The sequence below is a fragment of the Serratia sp. PL17 genome (genome assembly GCF_017832355.1).
Lineage (GTDB): Bacteria > Pseudomonadota > Gammaproteobacteria > Enterobacterales > Enterobacteriaceae > Serratia.
In genome coordinates, this window is sequence record NZ_JAFIBY010000008.1 from 221,156 (window position 1) to 244,959 (window position 23,804).

Consider the following 23,804-nt stretch of genomic DNA (forward strand, 5'->3'; position numbering starts at 1 on the left):
TGGGCGCGGTCATTCACCGCGCCCTTGGTTTTACTGCCCCAGCATGACGTCCACGTGATGGATTTTCCCGTCATCTACCAGCGTTATTACGGCCTCCGGCTGTTCTTCACCATCAACGGTGATCTGTGTCGCTCCCATTCCCTGCCGGATAATCAAGTGGTACTCGCTGCCACCCTCCCGGTAATTCAGTGTCACCTGTGGCCAGTCCGCAGGCAGACGGGTGTTGATGGACAACTGATTGCCACGGCGTTTCAATCCCAGCAGTGACTCGACAATCAGCCGGTACATCCAACCGGCAGAGCCGGTATACCAACTCCAGCCGCCACGACCGACGTGCGGCGCGACCGCGTATATATCGGCGGTCGCCACGTAAGGCTCAACCTTGTAGCGCTCGGCGGCGGTGCTGTTCAGGCTGTGGTTGATCGGGTTGATGAGCGCCATCAGTTCCCAGGCGCGTTCGATATTGCCCATTTCGGCGAAGGCCATGACCGCCCATACTGCGCCGTGGGTATACTGACCGCCATTTTCCCGCACGCCAGGCAGATAACCGCGGATATAACCCGGATTAGGGCCGTTGCCATCGAATGGCGGTGTCAGCAGTTTTATCAGGCCAGCTTGGTTGTCTACCAGGTGTTTATCCAGCGATTGCATCGCCTGCAGGCTGCGTGTTTTATCCGCTGCACCGGACAACACAGACCAGCTCTGGGCGATGGCGTCGATGCGGCACTCAGTTGATTGTTGAGAACCTAGCGGCTCTCCACTGTCAAAGTAGCCCCGACGATACCATTCGCCATCCCAGGCATGGTCACGCAGGTTATCGCGCAAGGTATCGGCCTGTTGTCGACAGAGTGCCGCCAGTTCGTTGTCGTTGCGCGCAGCAGCGACGTTGCCGTAACGCTGCAGGATATGGAACAGGAAGAAACCGAGCCAGACGCTTTCACCTCGCCCCTCCAGGCCCACCATATTCATGCCATCATTCCAGTCACCTGCTCCCATGAGCGGCAGGCCGTGCTCACCGAAGGTTAATCCGTGTTTTAACGCCCGTACGCCGTGCTGATACAGGGTTTCCTGTATTGCGCTTGACGCGGGTTGCTCATACGAGGATTCCTCACCCGGCGCCAGTTTGCGCGCCTCCAGATAGCCGACGGACTCATCGAGAATGGACCGATCGTCGGTGGCATCCAGGTAATGACAAATGGCCAGCGGCAGCCACAGGTAGTCATCCGAACAGCGCGTACGCACCCCGTTGCCCTGTGGCGGGTGCCACCAGTGTTGGACGTCGCCTTCGATAAACTGGCGCGAAGCGCACAGCAGGATCTGTTCGCGCAGACGTTCTGGGGCCGCATGGGTCAACGCCAACGTGTCTTGCAATTGGTCGCGGAAACCGAAGGCCCCGCCGGACTGATAGTAACCGCTGCGTGCCTGAATACGGCAGGAGAGGGTTTGGTACAGTAACCAACCATTGGCCAGCAGGTCGACGGCGGGATGCGGCGTCCCGATTTGCACCTTGTTGAGAATGCTGTCCCAATGTGCCGTAACGCGTTGCAGTTCATCTTGCAGGTTGTCTTCCCGCAGGTATTTTTGCAACAGGGCCTCAGCCTCATCGGCGTTTTGCCCCAACCCAAGGGCAAACACCAGACTGCGTTGATCGCCATCGATCAGGCTGAGCGCCGACTGAACGGCCCCACAGGGATCCATAGCTGCGCCCACTTTGCCCGACAGTCGCCGCAGTTTCAGCACCACCGGGTTGGCCAGCGAACCGTTGCGTCCGATAAATTCACGCCGATCGCCACTGATGGAACAATGCACGCCGGTGACACCAAAGAAAGCGGTGCGATCTGAACCGCTGCTGCCGTAATGGTTGGTGGCCAGGATGCCACAGCCGCTTTCAGGCGATGCGGCCTGTGTGACAATGTGCATGGCCGATTTTTGCCGCAAATCACCCAGAATAAATTCCACGTAGCCGGTTGCCGACAACTTGCGCGTGCGCCCCGAGGTATTGGTCAGGGTTAGCAGGAACAGTTTGACCGGTGCATCTTTGGCCACCAGCACGGTGAACTGACTGTCGATACCGTTTTCGCGGTGGTCAAAGACGCTGTAGCCGAAACCGTGGCGGGTCAGGTAGTGCCCACGGCCCCGGGCAGGTAGTGGTGTGGGGGACCAGAAGTGCCCGTTCTCTTCATCACGCAGATAGAAGGCCTCCCCGCTGCGGTCGCAGATAGGGTCGTTATCCCAGGGGGTCAGGCGGTATTCATGGGCGTTTTCGTACCAGGTGTAGGCCTGACCACTTTCCGAGACAACGGTGCCGAACATCGGATTAGCGATCACGTTCGACCAAGGGGCGGGCGTGATCTTACTTTCGTTCATTGCGATCACATATTCGCGGCCATTCTCGGAGAAGCCGCCGAGACCATTGTAAAACTGCAACGCGTCAATGGCGGGCAGCTGTGGCGAATGCAGGTTACGCGGCAGATTGTCCACCGTGGCCAGTTTCGACGACGCGGTGACTGGCGACAGAGGTTGCTGCAGAACCTGCGGCATTTGCAGACGCTGGTTGAGTTGCTCCGTTAATCCACCGCGACGATCGTCGAGATAAATCCGCGCAACGCTGAGCAACAACCGGTGGTCTTCCGGTGCCATATGCTCGCTGGTGCGCACGAAGATGCCACCGGGCTTATCTGTTTGGGTGGATTCCATACCGGCGGCGATCAGGCCCATGATCTGGTTTTGCAGATCCTGGCGGTAGCCGCCGACGTCTTCATTGAGGATCACCAGGTCGACCTGTAACCCTTTCAAGCGCCAATAGTTGTGGGCTTGGATCAGTTGCCGTACCAGCTCGATGTTCTCGCTGTCGGTCACCGTAAGCAGGACTATCGGCAGATCGCCGGAGATAGAGTGGCCCCACAGTCCCGATTGGCCGCGGCGGTTGTTAATGATTTCACTGCCGGCGGCCCGCATTTCTTGCGCCGGGAAGACCACTGCGCCCGCCAAGCGATTAAACAGATTGGCGTCCTCTTCATTGGCGTTCAACTGGCGCAGGACCACCTGGCTATGCGACCACGCGAGTTCAAATACACGATCTGCCAGATGGCGATCGCGGTATTTTTCCAGCATGACCATTCCACTGGCGCGGTCTTCACTGACGCCATAGAAGATATCCAGCGTGAGAGGTACGTTCGGTTCCAGCACCACGCGCTGACGGATAGCGATGATCGGGTCAATGACCGGCCCGGCACTGTTACTGAGCGGCGCATTTTGATACAACGCCTGCGGATTGGTGGGCGTGCGCCCGCGGCCGATAAATTTGGCACGGTCGGTTTCAAAGGATGTTTGGCTGGAACGGCCCTGTACCGTCATCATATGCAGCAACCACGGGCATTTCTCTTTGGGTTCGCGCGGGCGACGATGGCACAAAATAGCATCCTGCTCCGGCAGCAATTCGGTCTGCACGAACAGGTTACTGAATGCCGGATGAGCCAGATCGTTGCTTGCCGGTGCCAGCACCACTTCCGCATAGCTGGTGATTTCGATGGTGCGTGGTTGTTTGCCGCGATTTATCAGCGTCACGCGCCGCAGTTCAATATCATCTTCCGGTGATACCACCACCTGGGTTTTTACCGTCAGCGCACCCTGTTGGCGCTGGAACTCGGCCCCGGCATCGTTGAATACGGCGCTGTACCCCTTGGCGGCGCCACCGATGGGTTGCCAGGTATTGCTCCAGACTTCACCGGTTTGCGGATCGCGCAGGTAGCAGAAGGCGCCCCAGTTATCGCAGGTAGCATCTTCGCGCCAACGGGTGAGCGCGAGGTTCTGCCAGCGGCTGTAACTGCCACCAGCCTGGGTGAGCATCAGGTGGTAGTTGGCGTTGGACAGCAGCTGCACTTCCGGGATTGGTGAGTCCACCCGGTTAAATTCACGCGCTACGAAGCTGGCTGGGGTAATGGTGCCCTCATGGGTCTCAAAGTGGCGACGCGTGCTGTACAACTCGACGGCATCCGGCACCCGTTCTTGCAGTAACAAACGTGCTGATTGGAAGGCCGGGTAGTCGGCGAAACGCGCCACCATCGGCGCATCCAGCAACAGGTGCGACAGGGCCAGGAAACTCATGCCCTGATGGTGCGCCATATAGGAACGGATAATTACGTACAGTTGACCGCGGCTGAGGCGTGCGGTGGTGTAATCCAGCGCTTCGTAAAAACCGTAGCGGCCTTTGGCACCATTTTTTTCCAGCGTGACCAGGTTATTGCAGGCCGCATCCGGGTCGACAATCAATGCCATCACCGTCGCATAAGGGGCGACCACCATGTCGTCACCCAGACCGCGTCTCAGGCCCAAACCGGGTACGCCAAAAGCATGGTATTGGTAATTTTGATCGGCATCGAAACCAAAGTAGCCGGACTCGGAAATACCCCAAGGGACGCCGCGTTCTTTGCCCCAGGCAATTTGTCTGTCTACCGCAGCACGGCACATTTGTACCAAGAGCGAATCGGGGTACGCGGGCATCACCAATTGCGGCATCAAGTATTCAAACATTGAACCGCTCCATGACATCAGCGCCGGTTCATTTTCGATCAGGGTAAACAGACGGCCAAGTGCAAACCAACTGCGTTGAGGGACTTGGTTGGTAGCGATGGCGACGTAATTGGTCAGCCGGATTTCCGATGCCAGCAGATCGTATTTACTGCTGTCCATCCGGTTTTGATCGCAGTTAAAGCCGACGGTCAGCAAATGGGTCGATTCGTCATACAGGAAGTGGAAGTCCATCTGCGCCATTTTTTCCAGCCGCTGTTGCAGGCTGTCCAATTGCGTCAGCTTTTCTTGTGCCTGGATGCTGACCGCATCAAGTTGACTCCGTTGCTCCACCGACAGCGTCAATGACGAGGGGGGATTCGCCAACCAATGCAGGCTGGGGACTGTTTCCAGTTCAGATACGTTGTCGCTCAGCCAGCCGAACCATTGCGCCCACTCGGCGCAGAGCTCATTAAGTTGCTGGTGCAGTGCGCCGGCCCAACGTCGGGTTTCATCGCCATGGTTTAGCGCCGGCTCTTGCAGGCCGTTACTGTAATTGCGCATTGCATTCAGTTCGGCTAACAGGGCGGCAGGGTGGCTGTGATGAGCCTGTTCCCAGTGGTTACGCAGTTTTGACAGGTTCTTTGGTGCGGCGTCGCCCCAGTGCTGTTCCAGCAGTTGCAGGCTGTCGCCGAGTCCGTCCAGAACCCGTTGCGGTTCAATGAAGGGTTGGTGGGCCAGCGCGGGCAGGCCGGCGCTGAGCGTTAACAGATGGCCTGCCAGGTTGCCGCTATCGACGCTGGAGATATAGCGCGGGTTTAGCGGCTCCAATGTGCGGGTGTCATACCAGTTGTAGAGGTGTCCGCGGTAGTGTTCCATGCGGTCCAGCGTATTGAGCGTGAGTTCAATACGCCGCAGCGCTTCACTGAGTGTCAGATAGCCAAAGTCGTAGGCGGTGATATTGGCCAGCAACGATAGCCCGATATTGGTCGGTGAGGTGCGGTGCGCCACCACCGGTTCCGGTATCTCCTGATAGTTATCCGGCGGCAGCCAGTTTTCTTGCTGATTGACGAAGGTATTGAAGAAGTCCCAGGTCTGTCGACTGGTGTGGCGCAGGAACCGCCGTTGTTCATCGTTAATGGCGGTTTTACTGCGCTGAGGCTCTTGGCTGAGGTAATACAGCAGGAATGGCGCCAGGATCCACAAGCTGGTGATGGGCAGTGTAATAAACAGCGCCATTGGGTTATGCATGAGGGTGAAAATCAGCAGCGCCAGCCCGGCTAACGGGTTGATCCACATGGCGCGGTAGAAGTTTTCCAACGTGACCTGCTGACGGGCTTTGGATTGATCGTAGCTGGTCCATTCCTGCAGGTTGCGTTTAGTGATCAGCAACCGCCACAAGGTAATGGCGATGGCGTTGAGGCTGTACAGCGTTTCATGCGGCAGCGTTGCCAATCGTAGACCGATCTGCGACAGACGGTGGAGTGAGCCGTTCAGTACCAGCAGTATATGCTTTAGCAGCGGCCTGCGGGGGGGCTTACGTACGATATCTTGCACCAGTCCCAGCAGGGTCGGCAGCAGCAGAATAATGGCGAATACCGCCAACCAGTAAGGGGTGTTGGGCAACCAAACGAAGCCGCAAAACAGCAGTAATAGCAGGCTGGGGGCCGTCAGGCTGCGGCGCAGGTTATCAAACAGTTTCCAGCGTGACAGGGTGCTCAGTGGGTTGGCGGTGCGCGTGCCGTCTTCAGTTTTCACCCGTGGCAGTAACCAGTTGAGTAATTGCCAGTCACCGCGGATCCAGCGCATACGACGTGCAACGTCCACCAGATAATTACTGGGGTATTGTTCATACAGCAGCACGTCGCTCAACAGGCCGGAACGGGCATAGCACCCTTCCAGCAGATCGTGGCTGAGCACCAAATTCGCTGGACAGGTCCCTTTCATGCTGTGCGAGAACACATCGACGTCATAGATGCCTTTGCCGATAAATGAACCTTCGCCAAACAGATCCTGATAGATATCCGACGCCATCAGCGTATAAGGATCATTGCCCGGCGTGCTGCTGCACAGTGCGGCATAGCGTCCCTGGCCGTAGCTCGGGATTTCCTCGGCCATACGAGGTTGCAAGATGGCGTAACCTTCCACCACCCGTTGCTGGTTCATATCATACTGGGGCTGATTGAGCGGGTGTGCCATGGCGGCGATTAATTGGTGGGCGCTTTCGCGTGGCAGAACGGTATCGCTGTCCAGCGTAATGACGTATTTGACGTTTTTCAGAACCTCACGGCCGTCACCCACCAGTGTGCTGAAGGCGTTTTCCCGGTTACGCAGCCAGTTATTTAGGGCATTCAGTTTGCCGCGTTTACGTTCAAGCCCCATCCAGACGCCTTGTTTTTCATTCCATTGGCGATCGCGGTGGAACAGGAAAAAGTGGCTTGGGCCTTCACAAGGGTAGCGTCCGTTCAGCGCTTTCATCTGTTGGCAGGCATAATCCAGTAAGGCCGCATCCTCAGTATGGTGCTGGTGGGGGGCATCGTTGAAGTCGGTGAGCAGGGCAAAGTGCAGATGCTTCATCGCGTTGCCCAGATAACAGACCTCAAGCGTATTGATCAGCTTATCAATGTCGTTTTTACTGCCGATCAGCGTCGGTATTACCACCAGGGTTCGGAACTCGGCGGGAATGCCACAGGAGAAGTCGAGTCTCGGTAGTGGCTGTGGTGTACGACTACGGGTCGTGACCTCACTGAGCAGATTGAGTACAAATTGGCTGACAACGATGGCCATCGGGAAAAACAGCAGGACCAACCCCCAACTGATGCCGGTGCTATAGGCATGGCGCAGCAGTTCCGCACAGCACGCGGTGGTGATTAGGCTCAGGCTACCGAGCCAGGAAAGCAGTGGGGCCTGATTCAACGTATGGCGCAGTTGGGTAATGCGCCCAATGTGTACATCAAGCTGTTGTTCCAGCTCTGGGCGGCCATCATCAATCAGGTAGTAGCCGATGTGGTTACGGCGCGGATCGCCGGAGGGATCTTCGGCCGCGACGCGCGCCATGTTGAGCACGTGCTGGGCAACCTGTACCTCATTGTGCGGACAGTGGCGCGCCAGCATTTCAATCACGTGGCGGTAGTTATCGCGCGTGTTGAAGTGCATTAAGGGATAAACCCCGGAGGGATCTTCACGCAGGGTTTGCTCGACCTGACTCATGGTTTCGACAAACTCTGCCCAGTCCATTTCGCTGAGCTGACGCAGGCCGGAAATACTGTTGCTGACCGACAGTTGGCTAACCGCCAACTGCTGGTTAAAGCGATGGATGAGTTCATCAGAGGTCAGACCGACTTCCGCCAGACGCTGTTCTACCCAGGTAAGCGGCAATGCCAGCATGGTGCCATGGCCTTGCAGGCGACGTACCAGCTCGGCAACAAAGGCGCTGGTACGAGGGGGATTGGAGCGTGCCATGTCGGCGATCACGATGATCAGGTTGGCCGGGTCGTTCTCTGCCGATTCCAGCATTTTCGTGACCCAGGCGTCGGCTAAATTGCGTTCGCGTTGTGCCTGTGCAACTTCCACGCTGACGCGTCGCAGGTTTTCGATTAACGCCAAGCGCAACATACCGGGCAGTGCCCAGAGTTCGCCCAACGTCAGGTTAACTTCTTTTTGGTAAGCGGCAATATAACGGGTGAGGCTCTCCGCATCCCACCGGCCGTCACCGTGCGTAATCGCCTCGGCAGCGACGTCATAAATACGCGGGCAATTATGCGGTGGGCCCAGCTGTGGCAGGCCACGGCCAAAGGTTTTTGGCAAATGATGACGCACGACACGGATTTGTTCTTCGATCAGATAGTAGTTATCCAGCAACCATTCACCCGCGGGTGTCATGCTGGCTTTTTTGCCGTTGCTGAGTTGGTGGCAGCTTTCTGCCAGAATTCGCTCGTTATCGTCCAGACGCTTCAGCAAATAGTAAGGTGTTTTACGCGTTGCCAGCTTGTGCGAGCGTGCCAGACGCTGGCCGTAGCGCTCCATTTGATCGACAGAAAACAGTTCGGCCTTGATCGTTCCACCGGTCGGTTCAGGCTCCCCTTTACTGCGGCGTAGGGGCAAAGGTTTGACTTTGGTTATTCTGCGTTGTTTTTTCAACCAATTGATTAGTATTTCTTTCACAAAAAAGCTCCTTACATCTGACCAAAAAGGCAGCCGGAAAAAATCGCTTGGAGATTGTGAACATCCCATTAAAGCCGATTTTTAGATTTGGCGAGGGTTCGCAACAGGCAGGGATATGCTCACTTAGTATAGTCGGTTAATATCTTGCTGGGCGTTTTTTGAGCTAATTGTTTAATTTTAATAAACAATAAGGTGTTGTTACCGATGATCCAACGACACGATTTTTCCGCCGCTCTGCGCTGATTTACCGTATAATTCCCTACATTAGGTTTGGTTATTGAGGTCGCTGTGGAACAACTCTCTGCATTGTTAGGACGCTTACGCCAGCAGCTTGAACACGATGTACCTGCTGATGGCGGTTTCCAGCAACGTTCACTTCCTGTTCCGGCGCCGTTGGCCAACCACTTGCTGGAGTGGCTGGCGGCACAGCCGGCATTCCCGCAGTTTTATTGGCGCCATCGCGATGGGCATGAAGAAGCCGCGGTGTGCGGTGCAGTGCTTCAGTTCACCCAGCCTCAGCAAGCGCAAAGTTTTCTCAGAACCCATCAGAACGCACGCGTATGGGGGCTGAACGCTTTTGATAGCGCTGCGTATTTATTTTTGCCTCGGCTGGAAATATGGAATGGTGGCGAGGATGCGCACTTAACGCTCAATCTGTTTTCTGAGAACGCGCTGCGTGACGATGCGGCGTTGGCCAGCCAGTGGCTGGATCAACTGCTAGCAGCCGTGCCCATCACACCCTTAAAAGTGCAGGTGGATCAGGTTCGGCATCAGCCGGAACGCGCCGGCTGGGAAGCGATGTTGCATGAAGCGTTACAAGCCATCGACAGTCAGCAGATGGAAAAGGTGGTGTTAGCACGCAGCACGCTATTAACGCTGGATAGCCCGCTGTCTGCTCCGGCAATGATGGATGCCAGCCGACAGGTGAATCACCGTTGCTACCACTATATGTTGCGGTTTGATGCACGCCGCGCATTCCTTGGCTCTAGCCCGGAAAGACTGTATCGGCGCGAAGGGCGCCTTTTGCTGACTGAGGCGCTGGCAGGTACGGTGGCCAATCACCCCGATCGGCAACAGGCGCAGGCATTAGCGCAGTGGTTGCTGCAAGACGGTAAGAATCAGCATGAAAATTTACTGGTGGTAGATGATATCTGCCAGCGCTTGCAAGGCGGTGCCGACGCGGTGGATGTCTTGCCGCCTGAAGTGGTGCGTTTACGTAAGGTGCAACACCTGCGGCGGCGTATTGAAGGCCGTCTCAACCACAGTAGCGACGCCGATTGCCTGCAACGCTTGCAGCCAACGGCCGCGGTGGCTGGCTTACCACGCCAGGCTGCACGTGAGTTTATCCTGCAACATGAACCTTTTCCCCGTGGCTGGTATGCCGGTTCTGCCGGCTACCTGTCCTTTCCCCGCAGTGAATTTTGCGTGGCGCTGCGCTGTGCACAAGTCGATGAGAAAGCCTTACGTCTGTATGCCGGTGCCGGCATTGTGGCAGGTTCCGATCCGGCAGAAGAATGGCAAGAAATCGAAAACAAGGCCGCCGGACTGCTGACGCTATTGCAACCCGATGCGTTGAGCTGAATTTCCCTGCTTATGATCCGGATTTATTGAGTGGATGCTGCCGGGAGTGTAAACTGCTTGTGATTTTTGTGTTTATTTTTTGTTCTAAATCAATTGATTGTCTACCATAAAGTCACCGGGATATACGGCGTTTTTGCGCTGGCGCAAAAGTCGTAAAGATAACTACTCATATAATGCAGAACATCATTTTTGGCATGCTGCCAATCGGCACGCGCCAAAGGCAGATTCTGTTAACCGACTTGTGAGCGAATTATGTCGACAAGTGTTTTTAATCGCCGGTGGGCGGCGTTGCTGTTGGAAGCGCTGGCTCGCCATGGGGTGCGGCATGTCTGTATCGCTCCGGGATCGCGCTCGACACCGTTGACGCTGGCTGCGGCGGCTAACAAGTCTTTTATCTGCCATACCCATTTTGATGAGCGCGGGCTGGGCCATTTGGCGCTTGGTCTGGCCAAGGCGTCACGGGAACCGGTCGCGGTGATTGTGACCTCCGGGACCGCAGCCGCCAACCTTTATCCTTCCCTGATCGAAGCCGGCCTGACTGGCGAGCGGCTGGTGTTTCTTACCGCTGACCGCCCCCCTGAGTTGATCAACTGCGGCGCCAATCAGGCGATCCGCCAAAACGGCCTGTATGCCAGCCACCCATCCCTGAATATCGATTTGCCCCGCCCGACGCCAGACATTCCCGCCCGTTGGTTGGTGTCTACTGTCGACAGTGCAATGGCACGCTTGCAGCACGGTGCGTTGCACATTAATTGCCCGTTTGCCGAACCCCTGTATGGCGGTGATGAGCAACAGTATGCGGATTGGTCAGCGGCGCTCGGTGACTGGTGGCAAGACAGCCAACCCTGGCTGAGAGAAGTGGATCCACACGTGGTGCTCAAGCAGCCGGACTGGTTCTTCTGGCGGCAAAAACGTGGCGTGGTGGTGGCTGGGCGTATGAGCGCGGAAGAGGGCGAGCAGCTGGCACAATGGGCAGACATGCTCGGTTGGCCGCTGATCGGTGACGTGCTGTCTCAAACCGGGCAACCACTGCCCTGCGCCGATTTGTGGCTGGCTCAGCCGCAAGCGCAGAAAGTGTTGGCCGAAGCGCAGCTGGTGGTGCAGTTCGGTAGTAGCCTGACCGGCAAACGTCTGTTGCAGTGGCAGGAACAATGCCGACCGGCGGAGTATTGGCTGATCGACGATTTACCGGGACGGCTCGATCCGGCACATCACCGTGGCCGCAGGATCCGTTCCAGCGTGGCGCAGTGGCTTGAGCTGCATCCGGCGCAGCCGCGTTCCCCGTGGGCTGACGAGCTGACGGCGCTGGCAGATAAGGCATTGGATGCCGTTTCCGGCCACTTGGTCAACCGCTTTGGTGAAGCGCAGTTGGCGCACCGTTTACCGGAGTTGTTACCGGAAAATGGCCAACTGTTTCTCGGCAATAGCCTGATTGTCCGGCTGATTGATGCCCTGACCCGCTTGCCGGCCGGTTACCCGGTATTTAGCAATCGCGGTGCCAGTGGCATTGACGGGCTGATTTCTACCGCCGCAGGGGTACAACGGGCGACCGCCAAACCAACGCTGGCCGTGGTCGGTGATCTGTCCGCGCTGTACGACCTGAATGCGTTGGCGCTGCTGCGTCAATGTTCTGCGCCGACGGTGTTGATTGTGGTCAACAACAATGGCGGCCAAATTTTCTCACTGCTGCCCACGCCGGAAGAAGATCGAGAGCGGTTTTACTGTATGCCGCAGGATGTCGAGTTCAGCCATGCGGCGGCAATGTTCCACCTCGCTTACGCCTGTCCGGAAAACTGGGGGCAGTTGCTGCAAGCGGTGGAGCAGGGCTGGCGCCACAGCGGCGCTACGCTGATTGAACTGCAGGTGCCACCGAGCGATGGTGCGCAAACACTTCAGCATCTGGTGCAATTGATGGCGGAGCAATAATGCTGGCAACAAAGGTATTGCAACAGGGCGAGGCCGATCGCCCATGGTTGATCTGGCTGCACGGCATGTTGGGCAACAATAATGAATGGCGGGTGATTGCCTCTCGCTGCCCTGAGTGGCCATCACTGGCGATCGACTTACCCGGCCACGGAGACTCCGTCGCGGTGGCCTGTAACAGCTTTGACGATATCAGTGCGCAGATCAGCGCAACCTTGCAGATGCATGGTATCGAGCGCTATTGGCTGGTGGGCTATTCACTCGGCGGGCGCATTGCCATGTATCACGCGTGCTACGGGGAAACTACCGGCCTTCAGGGTGTGGTTATTGAAGGCGGCAACCCAGGGCTGGCTGACACTGCGCTGCGAGCTCAACGCTTGGCACATGATGCTGCCTGGGCCGAGCGTTTTCGTCGCGAACCTATCGCACAGGTTCTGGCTGACTGGTATCAACAGCCCGTTTTCGCCAATCTCAGTGCGGTGCACCGTACTGCGCTGATAGACGCCCGGTCTGATAATTCCGGCCCAGCGGTCGCGGACATGCTGGAGGCCACATCGCTGGGCAAGCAGCCTTACCTGGTACCGCAATTGCAGCAACTGACGGTCCCGCTGGTGGTGCTGTGTGGCGCGGATGATCACAAATTTCAACAGCTGGCGCGCGACGCTGAGTTGCCGTTACGCATCGTGCCACAGGCCGGGCATAACTCGCATCTGGCCAATCCGCAGGATTTCGCCGCTGAGCTGCACGACTTTCTCGTTAACCCTGGTTAAAGGAACAGAACATGCTCTATCCGAATGAAGAACAACTGTATGCCGCCATCGACTGGCAGGATTGCTCCGGTGATTTCGAAGACATCCTGTATCACAAGTCCAGCGACGGCATTGCTAAAATCACCATCAACCGTCCACAGGTGCGTAATGCGTTCCGACCGCACACGGTAAAAGAGATGATTGAGGCGCTATCCAACGCGCGTTATGACGACGGCATCGGTACCATTATCCTGACCGGTGCGGGCGACAAAGCCTTCTGCTCCGGTGGTGACCAGAAAGTGCGCGGTGACTACGGCGGCTACCAAGATGAAAGTGGTGTGCATCACCTGAACGTGCTCGATTTCCAGCGCCAGATCCGCACTTGCCCGAAACCGGTTGTGGCAATGGTGGCCGGTTATTCGATCGGGGGCGGTCATGTATTGCATATGATGTGCGATCTGACCATCGCCGCAGACAATGCTATTTTCGGCCAGACCGGTCCGAAAGTGGGCTCGTTCGACGGTGGATGGGGTGCGTCTTACATGGCGCGCATTGTTGGCCAGAAGAAGGCGCGTGAGATTTGGTTCTTGTGCCGCCAGTATGATGCCGCAGCCGCCCTGGATATGGGCCTGGTCAATACCGTAGTGCCGTTGGCAGACCTGGAAAAAGAAACCGTACGCTGGTGTCGTGAAATGCTGCAAAACAGCCCGATGGCGCTGCGTTGTCTGAAAGCGGCCTTGAATGCCGACTGTGATGGACAGGCTGGTCTGCAAGAGCTGGCGGGGAATGCCACCATGCTGTTCTACATGACTGATGAAGGCCAGGAAGGGCGCAACGCATTTAACGAAAAGCGTCAGCCGGACTTCAGCAAATTCAAGCGCAATCCGTAATGATTTCCCCTATCCGTAACGCCGCTGTTTACCGTTACAGCCTGCCGATGGACGCTGGCGTGGTGCTGCGCAACCAGCGGTTGAAAACCCGTGACGGTTTACTGATCCATCTGCAACAAGGTGAGCAGGAAGGCTGGGGGGAGATCGCACCCTTGCCGGAATTTAGTCAGGAAACGCTGGCGCAAGCCGAGCAAGACACGCTGAACTGGGTACAGTGTTGGCAGGCCGGAGTATTACCGCCAGACAGCCTGTTACCCTCGGTGGCATTTGGCACAAGCTGTGCGCTGGCGGAGCTGGAACAGCGGCTGCCGCTGCAGGCTGACTACCGCAAAGCACCGTTGTGTTCGGGCGATCCCGATGAATTGTTTGCGGTGCTGACGGCTTTACCGGGCGAGAAGGTGGCGAAGGTGAAGGTCGGGCTGTATGAGGCAGTACGTGACGGTATGATCGTTAACGTGCTGTTGGAGGCGCTGCCGGATCTCAGACTGCGGCTGGACGCCAACCGCAGTTGGACGCGGGTCAAGGCGGATGGGTTCGCTAAATATGTGGCTCCGGCTCTGCGCGAACGCATTGCCTTCCTTGAGGAACCTTGCAAAACCCGTGATGAATCACGGGATTTCGCTCGGGCAACCGGCATTGCCATCGCCTGGGATGAAAGTGTGCGTGAGCCGGACTTCGTGGTGGAGGCCGAGCCGGGCGTGGCGGCGATCGTGATTAAACCGACGTTGGTCGGCAGTCTGGCACGCTGTCGTGCGCTGGTGGAACAGGCGCATGCGGCAGGGTTAACGGCAGTGATCAGCTCCAGTATTGAATCGAGTCTGGGGCTAACGCAGTTGGCACGCATTGCGCACTGGCTGACACCGGCCACGGTCCCCGGTCTCGACACGCTTGATTTGATGCAGGCTCAACTGTTGCGGCGCTGGCCAGACAGCACGCTGCCACTGCTGGACCGGCAGGCGTTGGAGTGTGTATGGCACAGTTAAACGACTGGCCGTGGCGGCATTGGGCGCAGCGACGCCCGCAGGCCACGGCGGTGATGGTCGGTCATCAGCCGCTTAGTTGGCTGGCGTTGCGGCGTCAGGTGGACAAACTGGCGGCAGACTTTCAGCATCAGGGCGTTGAGCCTGGCTGTGGCGTTGCGCTATGTGGCAAGAACAGCTATCCACTGCTGTTAGCCTATCTGGCGCTGTTACAGTGTGGTGCACGGCTGTTGCCGCTCAACCCGGCATTGCCAGATTCTCTGCTGACAATGCTGCTGCTCGATCTGGATATGGATTTTGCCTTCAGCCCAGATCTTTTGCCGACATTACCGGCAAAGGTCATCCGTTTAAACCCACCCTCGACTGAGCACCGTTGGCTGAATCCGCCGCGCTGGGATGCCCAGCGGTTGGCGACATTGACGTTGACTTCCGGCTCCAGCGGCACGCCAAAAGCGGCTGCGCACAGCTATGCCGCGCATATTGCCAGTGCCGAAGGTGTGTTGCAGCTGATGGATTTCCAAGCTCAGGATCGTTGGCTGTTGTCATTGCCGTTGTTTCACGTCTCCGGTCAGGGCATTGTCTGGCGTTGGTTGACGGCCGGTGGTGGATTGGTCGTCCGCGACATGCATCTGCTGGCTGACGCGTTAGCGGGATGTACACATGCATCCCTGGTGCCGACTCAGCTTTGGCGCCTGCTGACGCAACCCTTAGCGTCACTGACGTTGAAAAAAGTGCTGCTCGGTGGCGCGATGATCCCGGTAGAACTGACCGAACAGGCGGAAGCGCTGGGCATTCGCTGCTGGTGTGGTTATGGTCTGACCGAGCTTGCATCCACCGTCTGTGCCAAACGCGCTGATGCACGACCTGGCGTTGGGGTGCCGCTGGCTGGACGGGAAATTAAGCTGGTCAATGAAGAGGTCTGGATCCGTGCGCAGAGCCTGGCGCGGGGATATTGGCAGCACGGCACCTTACAGCCCCTTGCCGATGATCAAGGCTGGTTCCATACGCGCGATCGCGGCGTGATGGAACAGGGTGAGTTACGGATCCTCGGGCGATTGGACAATCTGTTTTTCAGTGGTGGAGAAGGCGTTCAGCCAGAGGATATTGAGCGCGTGTTGTCGGCTCACCCGCAGATTTCCATGGTGGTGGTGGTGCCTGTGAATGACGCTGAGTTTGGTCAACGACCGGTGGCGGTGATCGACAGCGAAGAGCCCCTGTCGTTGGAAGCGCTGCTGGCCTGGTCGCAGGAGCGATTGGTGAATTTCCAGCGGCCGATGGCGCTGTTGGCGATGCCAACCGAATTGAAAAGCAGTGGTATTAAAGTATCGCGCCGGAAGTTGCAACAATGGGTGGCGCAACAGATAGCAGGTCGCTAAGAAAAGGCCGCCGAAAGGCGGCCTAAATGATCACGGTGGGGGCTATTTCAGGCCAAGTGCTTTGGCTACACCTGCACCGTAGTTCGGATGCACTTTAGTAAACAAGTCAACCTGACGACGTTGGATCTGTTCCGGCACTTGCGACAGCTCCCCGGCGATGCGGGTAAACATGCGCTCATGCTCTTCGGCGCTCAGCAGGTTGAAGAGTGCGCGCGGTTGGCTGTAGTAATCATCGTCTTCACGATGGTTCCAGTGGTCGGCTGCCCCTTCAATGCTCAATGGCGGTTCGCTAAAGTCCGGTTGCTCCTGGAACAAACCGAAGCTGTTTGGCTCATAGGTTGCGCCGTTGCCGCTATTGCCATCCACCCGCATGGCACCGTCACGATGATAATTGTGGAACGGGCATTTCGGGCTGTTGACCGGGATCTGGTGATGGTTCACGCCCAGACGATAACGGTGCGCATCCCCGTAAGAGAACAGACGCCCCTGTAGCATTTTGTCCGGCGAGAAGCTGATGCCTGGCACCACGTTGGCCGGATTTACAGCCACCTGTTCCACTTCTGAGAAGTAGTTTTCCGGGTTGCGGTGCAGTTCGAAGAAACCGACGTCGATTAACGGGTAGTCGCCGTGCGGCCAGACTTTGGTCAGATCGAACGGGTTATACGGGGTCTGTGAGGCTTCGTGTTCCGGCATAATCTGGATTTGCAGTTTCCAGCGTGGGTAATCACCCCGTTCGATGGCCTCATAGAGATCCCGTTGCGAACTTTCACGGTCTTTGGCGATGATGGCTTCCGCTTCATCATCCATCAGGTTTTCAATGCCTTGTTCGCAGCGGAAATGGAATTTTACCCAAAAACGCTCGTTGTTGGCATTGATAAAACTGAAAGTATGGCTGCCGAAGCCGTGCATATGACGATAGGATTTCGGGATGCCGCGGTCGCTGAAATCTATGGTCAACTGGTGCAAACTTTCCGGTGACAGCGAGAAGAAATCCCACTTGTAGGTTGGATTGCGCAGATTAGTGCGGGGATCGCGTTTGACCACGTGGTTGAGATCGGGGAATTTCAGTGGGTCGCGCAGATAGAAGACCGGCGTGTCGTTACCCACCAGATCCCAATTGCCTTCCTCGGTATAAAACTTCATGGCGAAACCACGAATGTCACGTTCGGCATCCGCGGCACCGCGCTCACCGGCAACGGTAGAGAAGCGGATAAACATGTCGGTTTGCTTGCCGATTTCAGAGAAGATTTTTGCGCGGGTGTACTGGGTAATATCGTGAGTGACGGTGAACGTGCCGTAGGCGCCGGATCCCTTGGCGTGCATGCGGCGTTCAGGGATAACTTCACGGTCGAAATGGGCCAGCTTTTCCAGGAACCACACGTCCTGTAGCAGCATCGGACCGCGTTTACCTGCGGTAATCACGTTATTATTATCGACAACCGGTGCGCCGGCTGCAGTAGTCAGTCCTTTCTTGCTCATTACTTGCTCCTTATCGTATTGCAATCGAGTAAAACTCGGGTGGCTTAAGCATTCATCATATAATCCTGCAAGGGGGCTTACCCTGACCTCGGTTAATGCCACTACTAGTTGTAGACCTATTGAACGCTCGCGGCAAATAGGTCTGAGTTATCGTTGTCATTGCCATCAAGGGTGATGCCTTTGTTTGCACAACTTTACATTCATTTGATTAATTAAGGATTTTTTCGCCTTTATCCCTTAAAGACTGGTTGTGCTTTGGTATAGACTCGTGACGGTATTATTACGGGTTAACTCATATCGTCCGTAATGGATGAAGTAGCAAGAGGGATAGATGATGAAAAAGACGTTGGTCGCCTGCGCAGCAAGCATGCTGTTTGTGACGGGTGCAGCGAGTGCGCTTAGCCTGTCGGGCGAGGCCGGGCAGCATTACACCAATCTTGGCTTTGGCCAGGATACCGGCACTTCCGGGTTGGGATTAACAGGCAACTGGGCGCGCAGTGACCATGACGGCAACGTTGGTAGCCTGGGGTTGAATTTCGGCCTGCCACTGGGGCCGTTGACCGCGACGGTAGGCGGTAAGGCACTGTATCTGAGCCCGAAAGACGGTAAAAGCGGTGGTGCAGTAGCATTGGGTGGTGGTCTGGATTGGGCCATCAACCGTTACTTCAGCCTGCATGGCGAAGGCTATTTTGCACCAGACTCGCTGACCAGCGGCGTGAAGGCCTACAACGAAGCCAGCGGCGGCCTGCGCTGGAATATCTTCCGTCCGCTGAGTGTGGATGTGGGTTACCGCTACATGAAGATGGAAGGAAAGGATGGGCGTCGTGACAACACCTTGGCCGATGGCCCGTATGTCGGTGTTGGTCTGAGCTTCTGATCCAAACGACAAGGGGCCCAGTGGGCCCCTTGTTTTACTGACAATCGATCACCCCACCGCAGGCAATATGCCGCTGGCGATGCCCAACTGAATGGCAATCACCGTTATCCCGCAGACAAACACCAACGCCAATGCAGGCGTCCCACCCCAAACACGGTATTTCGCTTGATGCTGCTGGCGTGTTTTCCATACCAACAGCGACGGCAGCAGCAACGCCAATATCGCCAGCGCAATGGCGGCAAAACCCAGAGCCAGTACAAAGCCACGTGGGTAGAACAGGGCGAAAGCCAACGGCGGCAGGAAAGTGATGGCACCGGTTTGCAGACGACCGCGGACGTTATCCTGGCGTTTGAACAAATCGGCGAGGAAATCAAACAACCCGAGAGCGACGCCAAGGAACGAGGTCGCCAACGCAAGATCGGCAAACAGATGCACGGCCAGCTCTACGTGTGGCGATGCGACGACGTCACGCACTGCCTGCAATAAACCGTTCAGACCCGCCTGTTGCGCCAAAATACCGACGAAGGTGGTTGAGCTGATGCTACCGAGGGTAGCCAATTGCCAGAAGATATAGGCTATCAACGGAATGGCGCTGCCGATAATGAACACCCAGCGCAGTTTGCGGATGTTGCCGCCCATGTAGTTTACGATGCTGGGTACGCTGCCGTGGAAACCAAATGAAGTGAAGATCACCGGGATGGCAGACAGTGCCAGCCCTTGTTCCAGGGGTAACGTCATCAGGTTGGTTTGGTGAATATTTGGCAGCATCAAACCCAGCATGACGATCAAGAACACCACTTTGGCACTGAACAGGATGCGGTTAAACAGATCGACCGAGTGGGTGCCGATGCAAACGACGCCACCAGCAACCAGAGTAAACAGCAACACGCCTAACGTGGTGGGGAAATCTTGTGAGGTCCATTGGCTGATACTGGCCGCCAGCAATTCGCCGGCCCCGCTAATGTAGGCGGCGGTCAGCGCGTACATCAGAAACATCATGCTGAAACTGGTTAGCCATTGGCCCCCACCACCAAGGTAGCGCTTTGCCAGGGTCCCCAGGCCGGTATCTGCTTGCTCGTGCTGATAGACTTCGACCAGCAGCAGGGCGGTATAGCACATCAAGAGCCACAGTCCGACCAGCAGACCCAGCGTGACGCCGAAGCCTACACCTGCTGCCGCCAACGGCATTGCCAACATCCCGGCGCCAATGGTGGTTCCTGCCACGATAAAAACACTGCCAAGCGTGCGATTTTTCACGTTTTTCTCTATCAGCAAAAGATTTTGGAAAATTATAGGTATCCTATTCTAAGTGCGGCAGGATAGTTGATGCATTATTTTGTGTCAAACAGGCGTTACGGATGGTGTTCAGATATATTTACACCGTTAAGGGCCGCGTGATGTCGTAAAAAAATGCCTCCGACAGAAATTATCCGGCGATGCTTAGTGAAAACTTATTTACGGGCTTCTATAGTGGAAAGATCAGAAAATGTGGGAGAGATCAATGTTAAGGGTGGAGATGCTCAGCACCGGTGATGAGGTGTTACACGGGCAAATTGTAGATACCAACGCTGCCTGGTTGGCTGACTATTTGTTCCAGCAGGGCATGCCGATGAGCGGCCGTGAAACCGTGGGGGACAACCTCTCCTCTTTGATCGAGACATTGCAGGAGCGCAGCCATATCGCCGATGTTCTGATCGTAAACGGGGGGTTGGGGCCGACCAGTGACGATCTCAGCGCCCTGGCGGCGGCGACAGCCTGCGGCGTTGAGCTGGTTGAGCAAGTGGAATGGATGGCCCGCATTGAGGCCTATTTTGCCGAGCGTGGTCGGCCAATGGCCGCCTCCAACCGTAAACAGGCGCAGATCCCGGCTAACGCAGAGATGCTCGACAATCCGGTGGGGACGGCCTGCGGTTTTGCCTTGAAACTGAACCGATGCATGATGTTTTTCACGCCGGGGGTGCCATCTGAATTTAAAGTCATGGTCGAGCAGCAGATTGTGCCGCGTTTACGTGAGCGATTTACGCTGCCTGAACCGCCGCTGTGCCTGCGCTTAACCACCTTTGGCACGTCTGAAAGCGATCTGGCTGCGGAGCTGGACGGCATGCCGTTGCCACCTGATGTGGTACTCGGTTACCGTTCTTCCAGCCCGATTATTGAACTGAAGCTCACTGGCCCGGTGACCCAACGTGCGGCGATGGAACAGGCGTGGGAAAAGGTTCGCCAGGTCGCCGCTGACAACACCTTGTTTGAAGGCACACTGGGTTTGCCTGCGGTGCTGACGCAGAAGCTGACCCAGCAGGGGTTGAAGCTGGCGTTGAGCGAGCAGTTTAGCGCCGGGTTGATCAACCTGCAGTTGCAGAGTGAAGGTGCACCCTTGGCCGGTGGCGAGTTATTGCCGTCGCACTGTGTAGAAACGCTGGAAACCACGCTGGCGCGTGCGCGTTCGCTGGCTGAGCTGACCGGGGCGCAACTGGCGTTGGCCGTCAGTGCCATGCGCGGTGATCAGGTCAGCGTGGTGCTACATACGCCGAAAGGCGGTATGGGCCAGACGGTGCGTTATCGGGCTGCACGTCACCATTTACGGCTGCGGCAGGAGTCGGTCGCCATGCTGGCGTTGGACATGTTACGACGTTGGCTGAACGGTGGGCCCGTGTGTGGCAAGAACGCTTGGCTGGAAATCGTCGAGAGTATTGAGTGATGCGCCGAATGGGGGATTTTCCCCCATTCGTTTTTTAGGCTGCGGGAACAGTGCCCAATGATAGCCGCGCCGATGCCTGACGCGATAACTGCATAGCGCGTTGCGCACGGTCCCTCATTTCCTGCTCATAGCCCCTCAATGCCGCGATGCCTTGCTGTACGGTCCTGGCGCTGCTCAGGCAATCAGCCAGGTTGGCGGCATCAGCCAGAGCGGTATTCGCCCCCAATCCACCCGCAGGGCTCATGGTATGTATGGCGTCACCCAAGAAACTGACCCGTTCATTGGGCCATTGCGGGATATCCTGTGCGATATAAACGGGGCGGGCGCTTAGCGAAAGAGGGGCGCTTAGTGCCAGTAATGCCCGTAACTGCGTGTCCCAGCCATGGGTGAGCGCGAGTATCCGTTCTTTTAGCTCGATGCCGTTATCGGCTAACGCGCCACCAAGGCGTGATGACGTGCCAATGAAGGCCCAATAAAGATAATTATCTATCGGGCTGAGTCGGCAACGAGGCGCGTATTCTGCCGCTAATTGTGGCATTGAAGCCTGAAATATCATCGGCTCAATCACCAGGGTAAAACCCTCGGCGAAAACCACGGAAACCTTTTGCAGCCAGGCCGACGCGAGTTGGGCTTGCGTTTCTACGGTTATTGGCGTTTTGCCATAGAGCGTGATGGTATCGCTATCCACTGGCTCTGCCTGAGGCAAACACTGTTTGCGCACCACTGAATTTATGCCATCGGCCGCAATCAGCAGATCAACTCGCATCTTTTGCCCTTCTGCCAATTGGAGTTCAATGCCCTGAGACGTTTCCTCAAACGCGCTTAATGCTTGGCCGAAACGCACATGATCTTGCAGGCCATCAAGAAGAATCTCCCTTAGCGTTTGCCGATTAACCGCTAGATCGCCGTTGGGCACTGCCATTTTCACTTTACTCGAGGGGAGCCAATGTTCAGGGCGGCGATGATGAAGTTGGTTGAGGAAAGGATCCAGCAAGCGGCTTTCACCCAGATTTTGTGCGCAAGTCGCGCAGAAAAGTTGGTATTGTTCAGCCGACAGGCATCGGGCAAGTGCCTGTTGGCCTGTGGGATCGACGCGTAGCCGATAACCTTGATTGCGGATCTGCGGTGTGGCATCGCGCTCAATAATCACGACGTCGATACCGGTTTTGCGCAACCCTTGCGCAAGACACAAACCGCCTAGCCCGGCCCCTACAATTCCAATGCTGAATGTTGTCATGACATCTCTCCATATGTGTTCTTTTCTATTGAGATCGTGAGCGTATTGCCGTGACGCTCTGGAAAGATTTCATTATGCGAGTCATGGCAAAAGCCGATATAACGGCATATGGACTATAAATAGTGATTAATGGCCAATGTGAGGGATGAAAACGTGCAGTATCAACATGACTTCAGCGAATGGTTGGCGGGGCCATCGTTGATTGCACTTGGCGGCGATGATGTGCCAGATACGGAGTTCCGGCTCGGCACGCGTGAGTACGACTGGCATCAGCATGCTCGCGGTCAGGTGTTTTGTGTCGAGACGGGGCTGATTCACGTTCAGACTGTACAAGGTTCCTGGGTACTGCCGCCGCAGCGGGCAGGATGGATCCCGCCAGGGACAGTGCATAAAGTGCAAGTTTGCGGTGCTCTGACCGGTTGGAGCCTGCTGATCACGCCAGACGTTTGTGCTGATTTGCCATCAGAGCCCTGTGTCATTGGCACCAGCGAACTTCTCAGGGCCTTGGTCAAACGGGCGGTGACGTGGGAAAAACACGACGTGTTGCAACCCGAACAAGAACGGATGGTATCCGTGATGTTTGACGAAATACGCCGTGCACCGGATGAACCCCTCCATTTACCGATGCCGCGGCATCCTCGCCTTACTCGCATTCTGCGTGCATTACTGGAAGAACCTGGCAGTGATCGTTCATTAGAGGAGTGGGCAAAATGGGGGGCGATCTCGTCGCGCAGCCTGCGGCGGTTAATGATGGCAGAAACCGGGTTAAGTTTTGCACAGTGGCGGCAACAGGCCCGATTATCCTATGCCTTGGCCCGCCTAGCTAACGGTGAGGCCGTCACGCAGATCGCGGAGGCGCTGGGCTACGCGTCGCCGAGTAATTTTATTGCCATGTTTCGCCGTGCTTTTGGCGAGCCGCCCGCACGCTATTTTACGGGACGCCCCTAAAAGGCCTCAATGCGAGTAAGGGCTGGGGTTTTACAAGGATATAGGGATTGAGGCATGTTTGAGACTGTTCGTCTTGGGCATGGTGTGGCAAGGCGGATAATTTAGGTGATTGAAGGTTATTTTTGAAAATCAAATTTCCAGCTCGATGTCCGTCAGCGGCATGCAGCAGCAGGGCAGGATCTCGCCGTCATTGATAAACGCCAGCGGCTGTTGGTGATAGGTCACTTCGCCTTTTACCAATTTCAGGCGGCAGGCGCCGCAATAGCCTGAGCGGCACTGGTATTCCACTTCGACGTTGTGCAATTCCAGGACATCGAGCAGGCTGCGTTCATTCTTGGGGCAGGATAGCTGCGTACCTGTGGTACGCAGCGTCACATTGGATGATGACATCGC

The 23,804-nt window shown here is 56.5% G+C and carries 14 protein-coding genes; 9 read left to right on the forward strand and 5 right to left on the reverse strand.

Translation table 11 applies throughout. The features are described from left to right. Positions 1–30 precede the first annotated feature (30 nt). Positions 31–8,673 carry a glucoamylase family protein gene (locus tag JOE25_RS22170; protein WP_209638953.1) on the reverse strand — a complete coding sequence of 2,881 codons (8,643 nt, stop codon included), beginning with the start codon at positions 8,671–8,673 and terminating at the stop codon, positions 31–33. Between the two features lie 288 nt (positions 8,674–8,961). Between JOE25_RS22170 and menF the strand changes: the two genes are divergently transcribed. The 6 genes from menF to menE all read left to right on the forward strand — a co-directional run bounded on the left by menF (position 8,962) and on the right by menE (position 16,172). Further along, positions 8,962–10,254: an isochorismate synthase MenF gene (gene menF / locus JOE25_RS22175; RefSeq protein ID WP_209638955.1), complete on the forward strand. Its 1,293-nt coding sequence runs from the start codon at positions 8,962–8,964 to the stop codon at positions 10,252–10,254. Between the two features lie 252 nt (positions 10,255–10,506). Next, entirely contained in the window at positions 10,507–12,180 is a 1,674-nt protein-coding gene (gene menD, locus JOE25_RS22180; RefSeq protein WP_209638957.1) for a 2-succinyl-5-enolpyruvyl-6-hydroxy-3-cyclohexene-1-carboxylic-acid synthase, read from the forward strand. Next, the gene (gene menH / locus JOE25_RS22185; protein ID WP_209638959.1) at positions 12,180–12,947 is read left to right on the forward strand and encodes a 2-succinyl-6-hydroxy-2,4-cyclohexadiene-1-carboxylate synthase; all 768 of its coding nucleotides are present in this window, start codon (positions 12,180–12,182) and stop codon (positions 12,945–12,947) included. Before menD ends, menH begins: the two co-directional genes overlap by 1 nt. An 11-nt stretch (positions 12,948–12,958) precedes the next feature. Further along, complete coding sequence (gene menB / locus JOE25_RS22190) at positions 12,959–13,816, forward strand: 1,4-dihydroxy-2-naphthoyl-CoA synthase (protein ID WP_209638961.1); 858 nt, start codon at positions 12,959–12,961, stop codon at positions 13,814–13,816. 11 nt (positions 13,817–13,827) lie between these two features. Further along, a complete protein-coding gene (gene menC / locus JOE25_RS22195; RefSeq protein WP_209639050.1) occupies positions 13,828–14,799 on the forward strand; it encodes an o-succinylbenzoate synthase in 972 nt (323 codons plus the stop codon). Then, positions 14,787–16,172, forward strand: coding sequence for an o-succinylbenzoate--CoA ligase (gene menE / locus JOE25_RS22200; RefSeq protein ID WP_209638963.1), 1,386 nt, complete (start codon positions 14,787–14,789; stop codon positions 16,170–16,172). The genes menC and menE overlap by 13 nt, the downstream gene beginning before the upstream one ends. Before the next feature lie 42 nt (positions 16,173–16,214). On the opposite strand, the gene katA is transcribed toward menE, so the two are convergent. Beyond that, a complete protein-coding gene (gene katA / locus JOE25_RS22205) occupies positions 16,215–17,651 on the reverse strand; it encodes a catalase KatA (protein WP_209638965.1) in 1,437 nt (478 codons plus the stop codon). Between the two features lie 334 nt (positions 17,652–17,985). Here katA and JOE25_RS22210 point away from each other — a divergent pair, with 334 nt between their 5' ends. Beyond that, positions 17,986–18,528, forward strand: coding sequence for a YfaZ family outer membrane protein (locus JOE25_RS22210; protein ID WP_209639052.1), 543 nt, complete (start codon positions 17,986–17,988; stop codon positions 18,526–18,528). Between the two features lie 48 nt (positions 18,529–18,576). Here JOE25_RS22210 and tyrP read toward each other — a convergent pair whose 3' ends face one another. Further along, positions 18,577–19,785: a tyrosine transporter TyrP gene (tyrP, locus tag JOE25_RS22215; protein ID WP_209638967.1), complete on the reverse strand. Its 1,209-nt coding sequence runs from the start codon at positions 19,783–19,785 to the stop codon at positions 18,577–18,579. 244 nt (positions 19,786–20,029) lie between these two features. Between tyrP and JOE25_RS22220 the strand changes: the two genes are divergently transcribed. Further along, positions 20,030–21,226: a nicotinamide mononucleotide deamidase-related protein YfaY gene (locus JOE25_RS22220; protein WP_209638969.1), complete on the forward strand. Its 1,197-nt coding sequence runs from the start codon at positions 20,030–20,032 to the stop codon at positions 21,224–21,226. Positions 21,227–21,260: 34 nt separating this feature from the next. Here JOE25_RS22220 and JOE25_RS22225 read toward each other — a convergent pair whose 3' ends face one another. Beyond that, the gene (locus JOE25_RS22225) at positions 21,261–22,463 is read right to left on the reverse strand and encodes an NAD(P)/FAD-dependent oxidoreductase (protein ID WP_209638971.1); all 1,203 of its coding nucleotides are present in this window, start codon (positions 22,461–22,463) and stop codon (positions 21,261–21,263) included. 153 nt (positions 22,464–22,616) lie between these two features. Here JOE25_RS22225 and JOE25_RS22230 point away from each other — a divergent pair, with 153 nt between their 5' ends. After that, positions 22,617–23,411, forward strand: coding sequence for a helix-turn-helix transcriptional regulator (locus JOE25_RS22230; protein ID WP_314591704.1), 795 nt, complete (start codon positions 22,617–22,619; stop codon positions 23,409–23,411). A 129-nt stretch (positions 23,412–23,540) separates the two neighbouring features. Here JOE25_RS22230 and yfaE read toward each other — a convergent pair whose 3' ends face one another. Then, positions 23,541–23,801, reverse strand: coding sequence for a class I ribonucleotide reductase maintenance protein YfaE (yfaE, locus tag JOE25_RS22235; RefSeq protein WP_209638975.1), 261 nt, complete (start codon positions 23,799–23,801; stop codon positions 23,541–23,543). Positions 23,802–23,804: the final 3 nt, after the last annotated feature.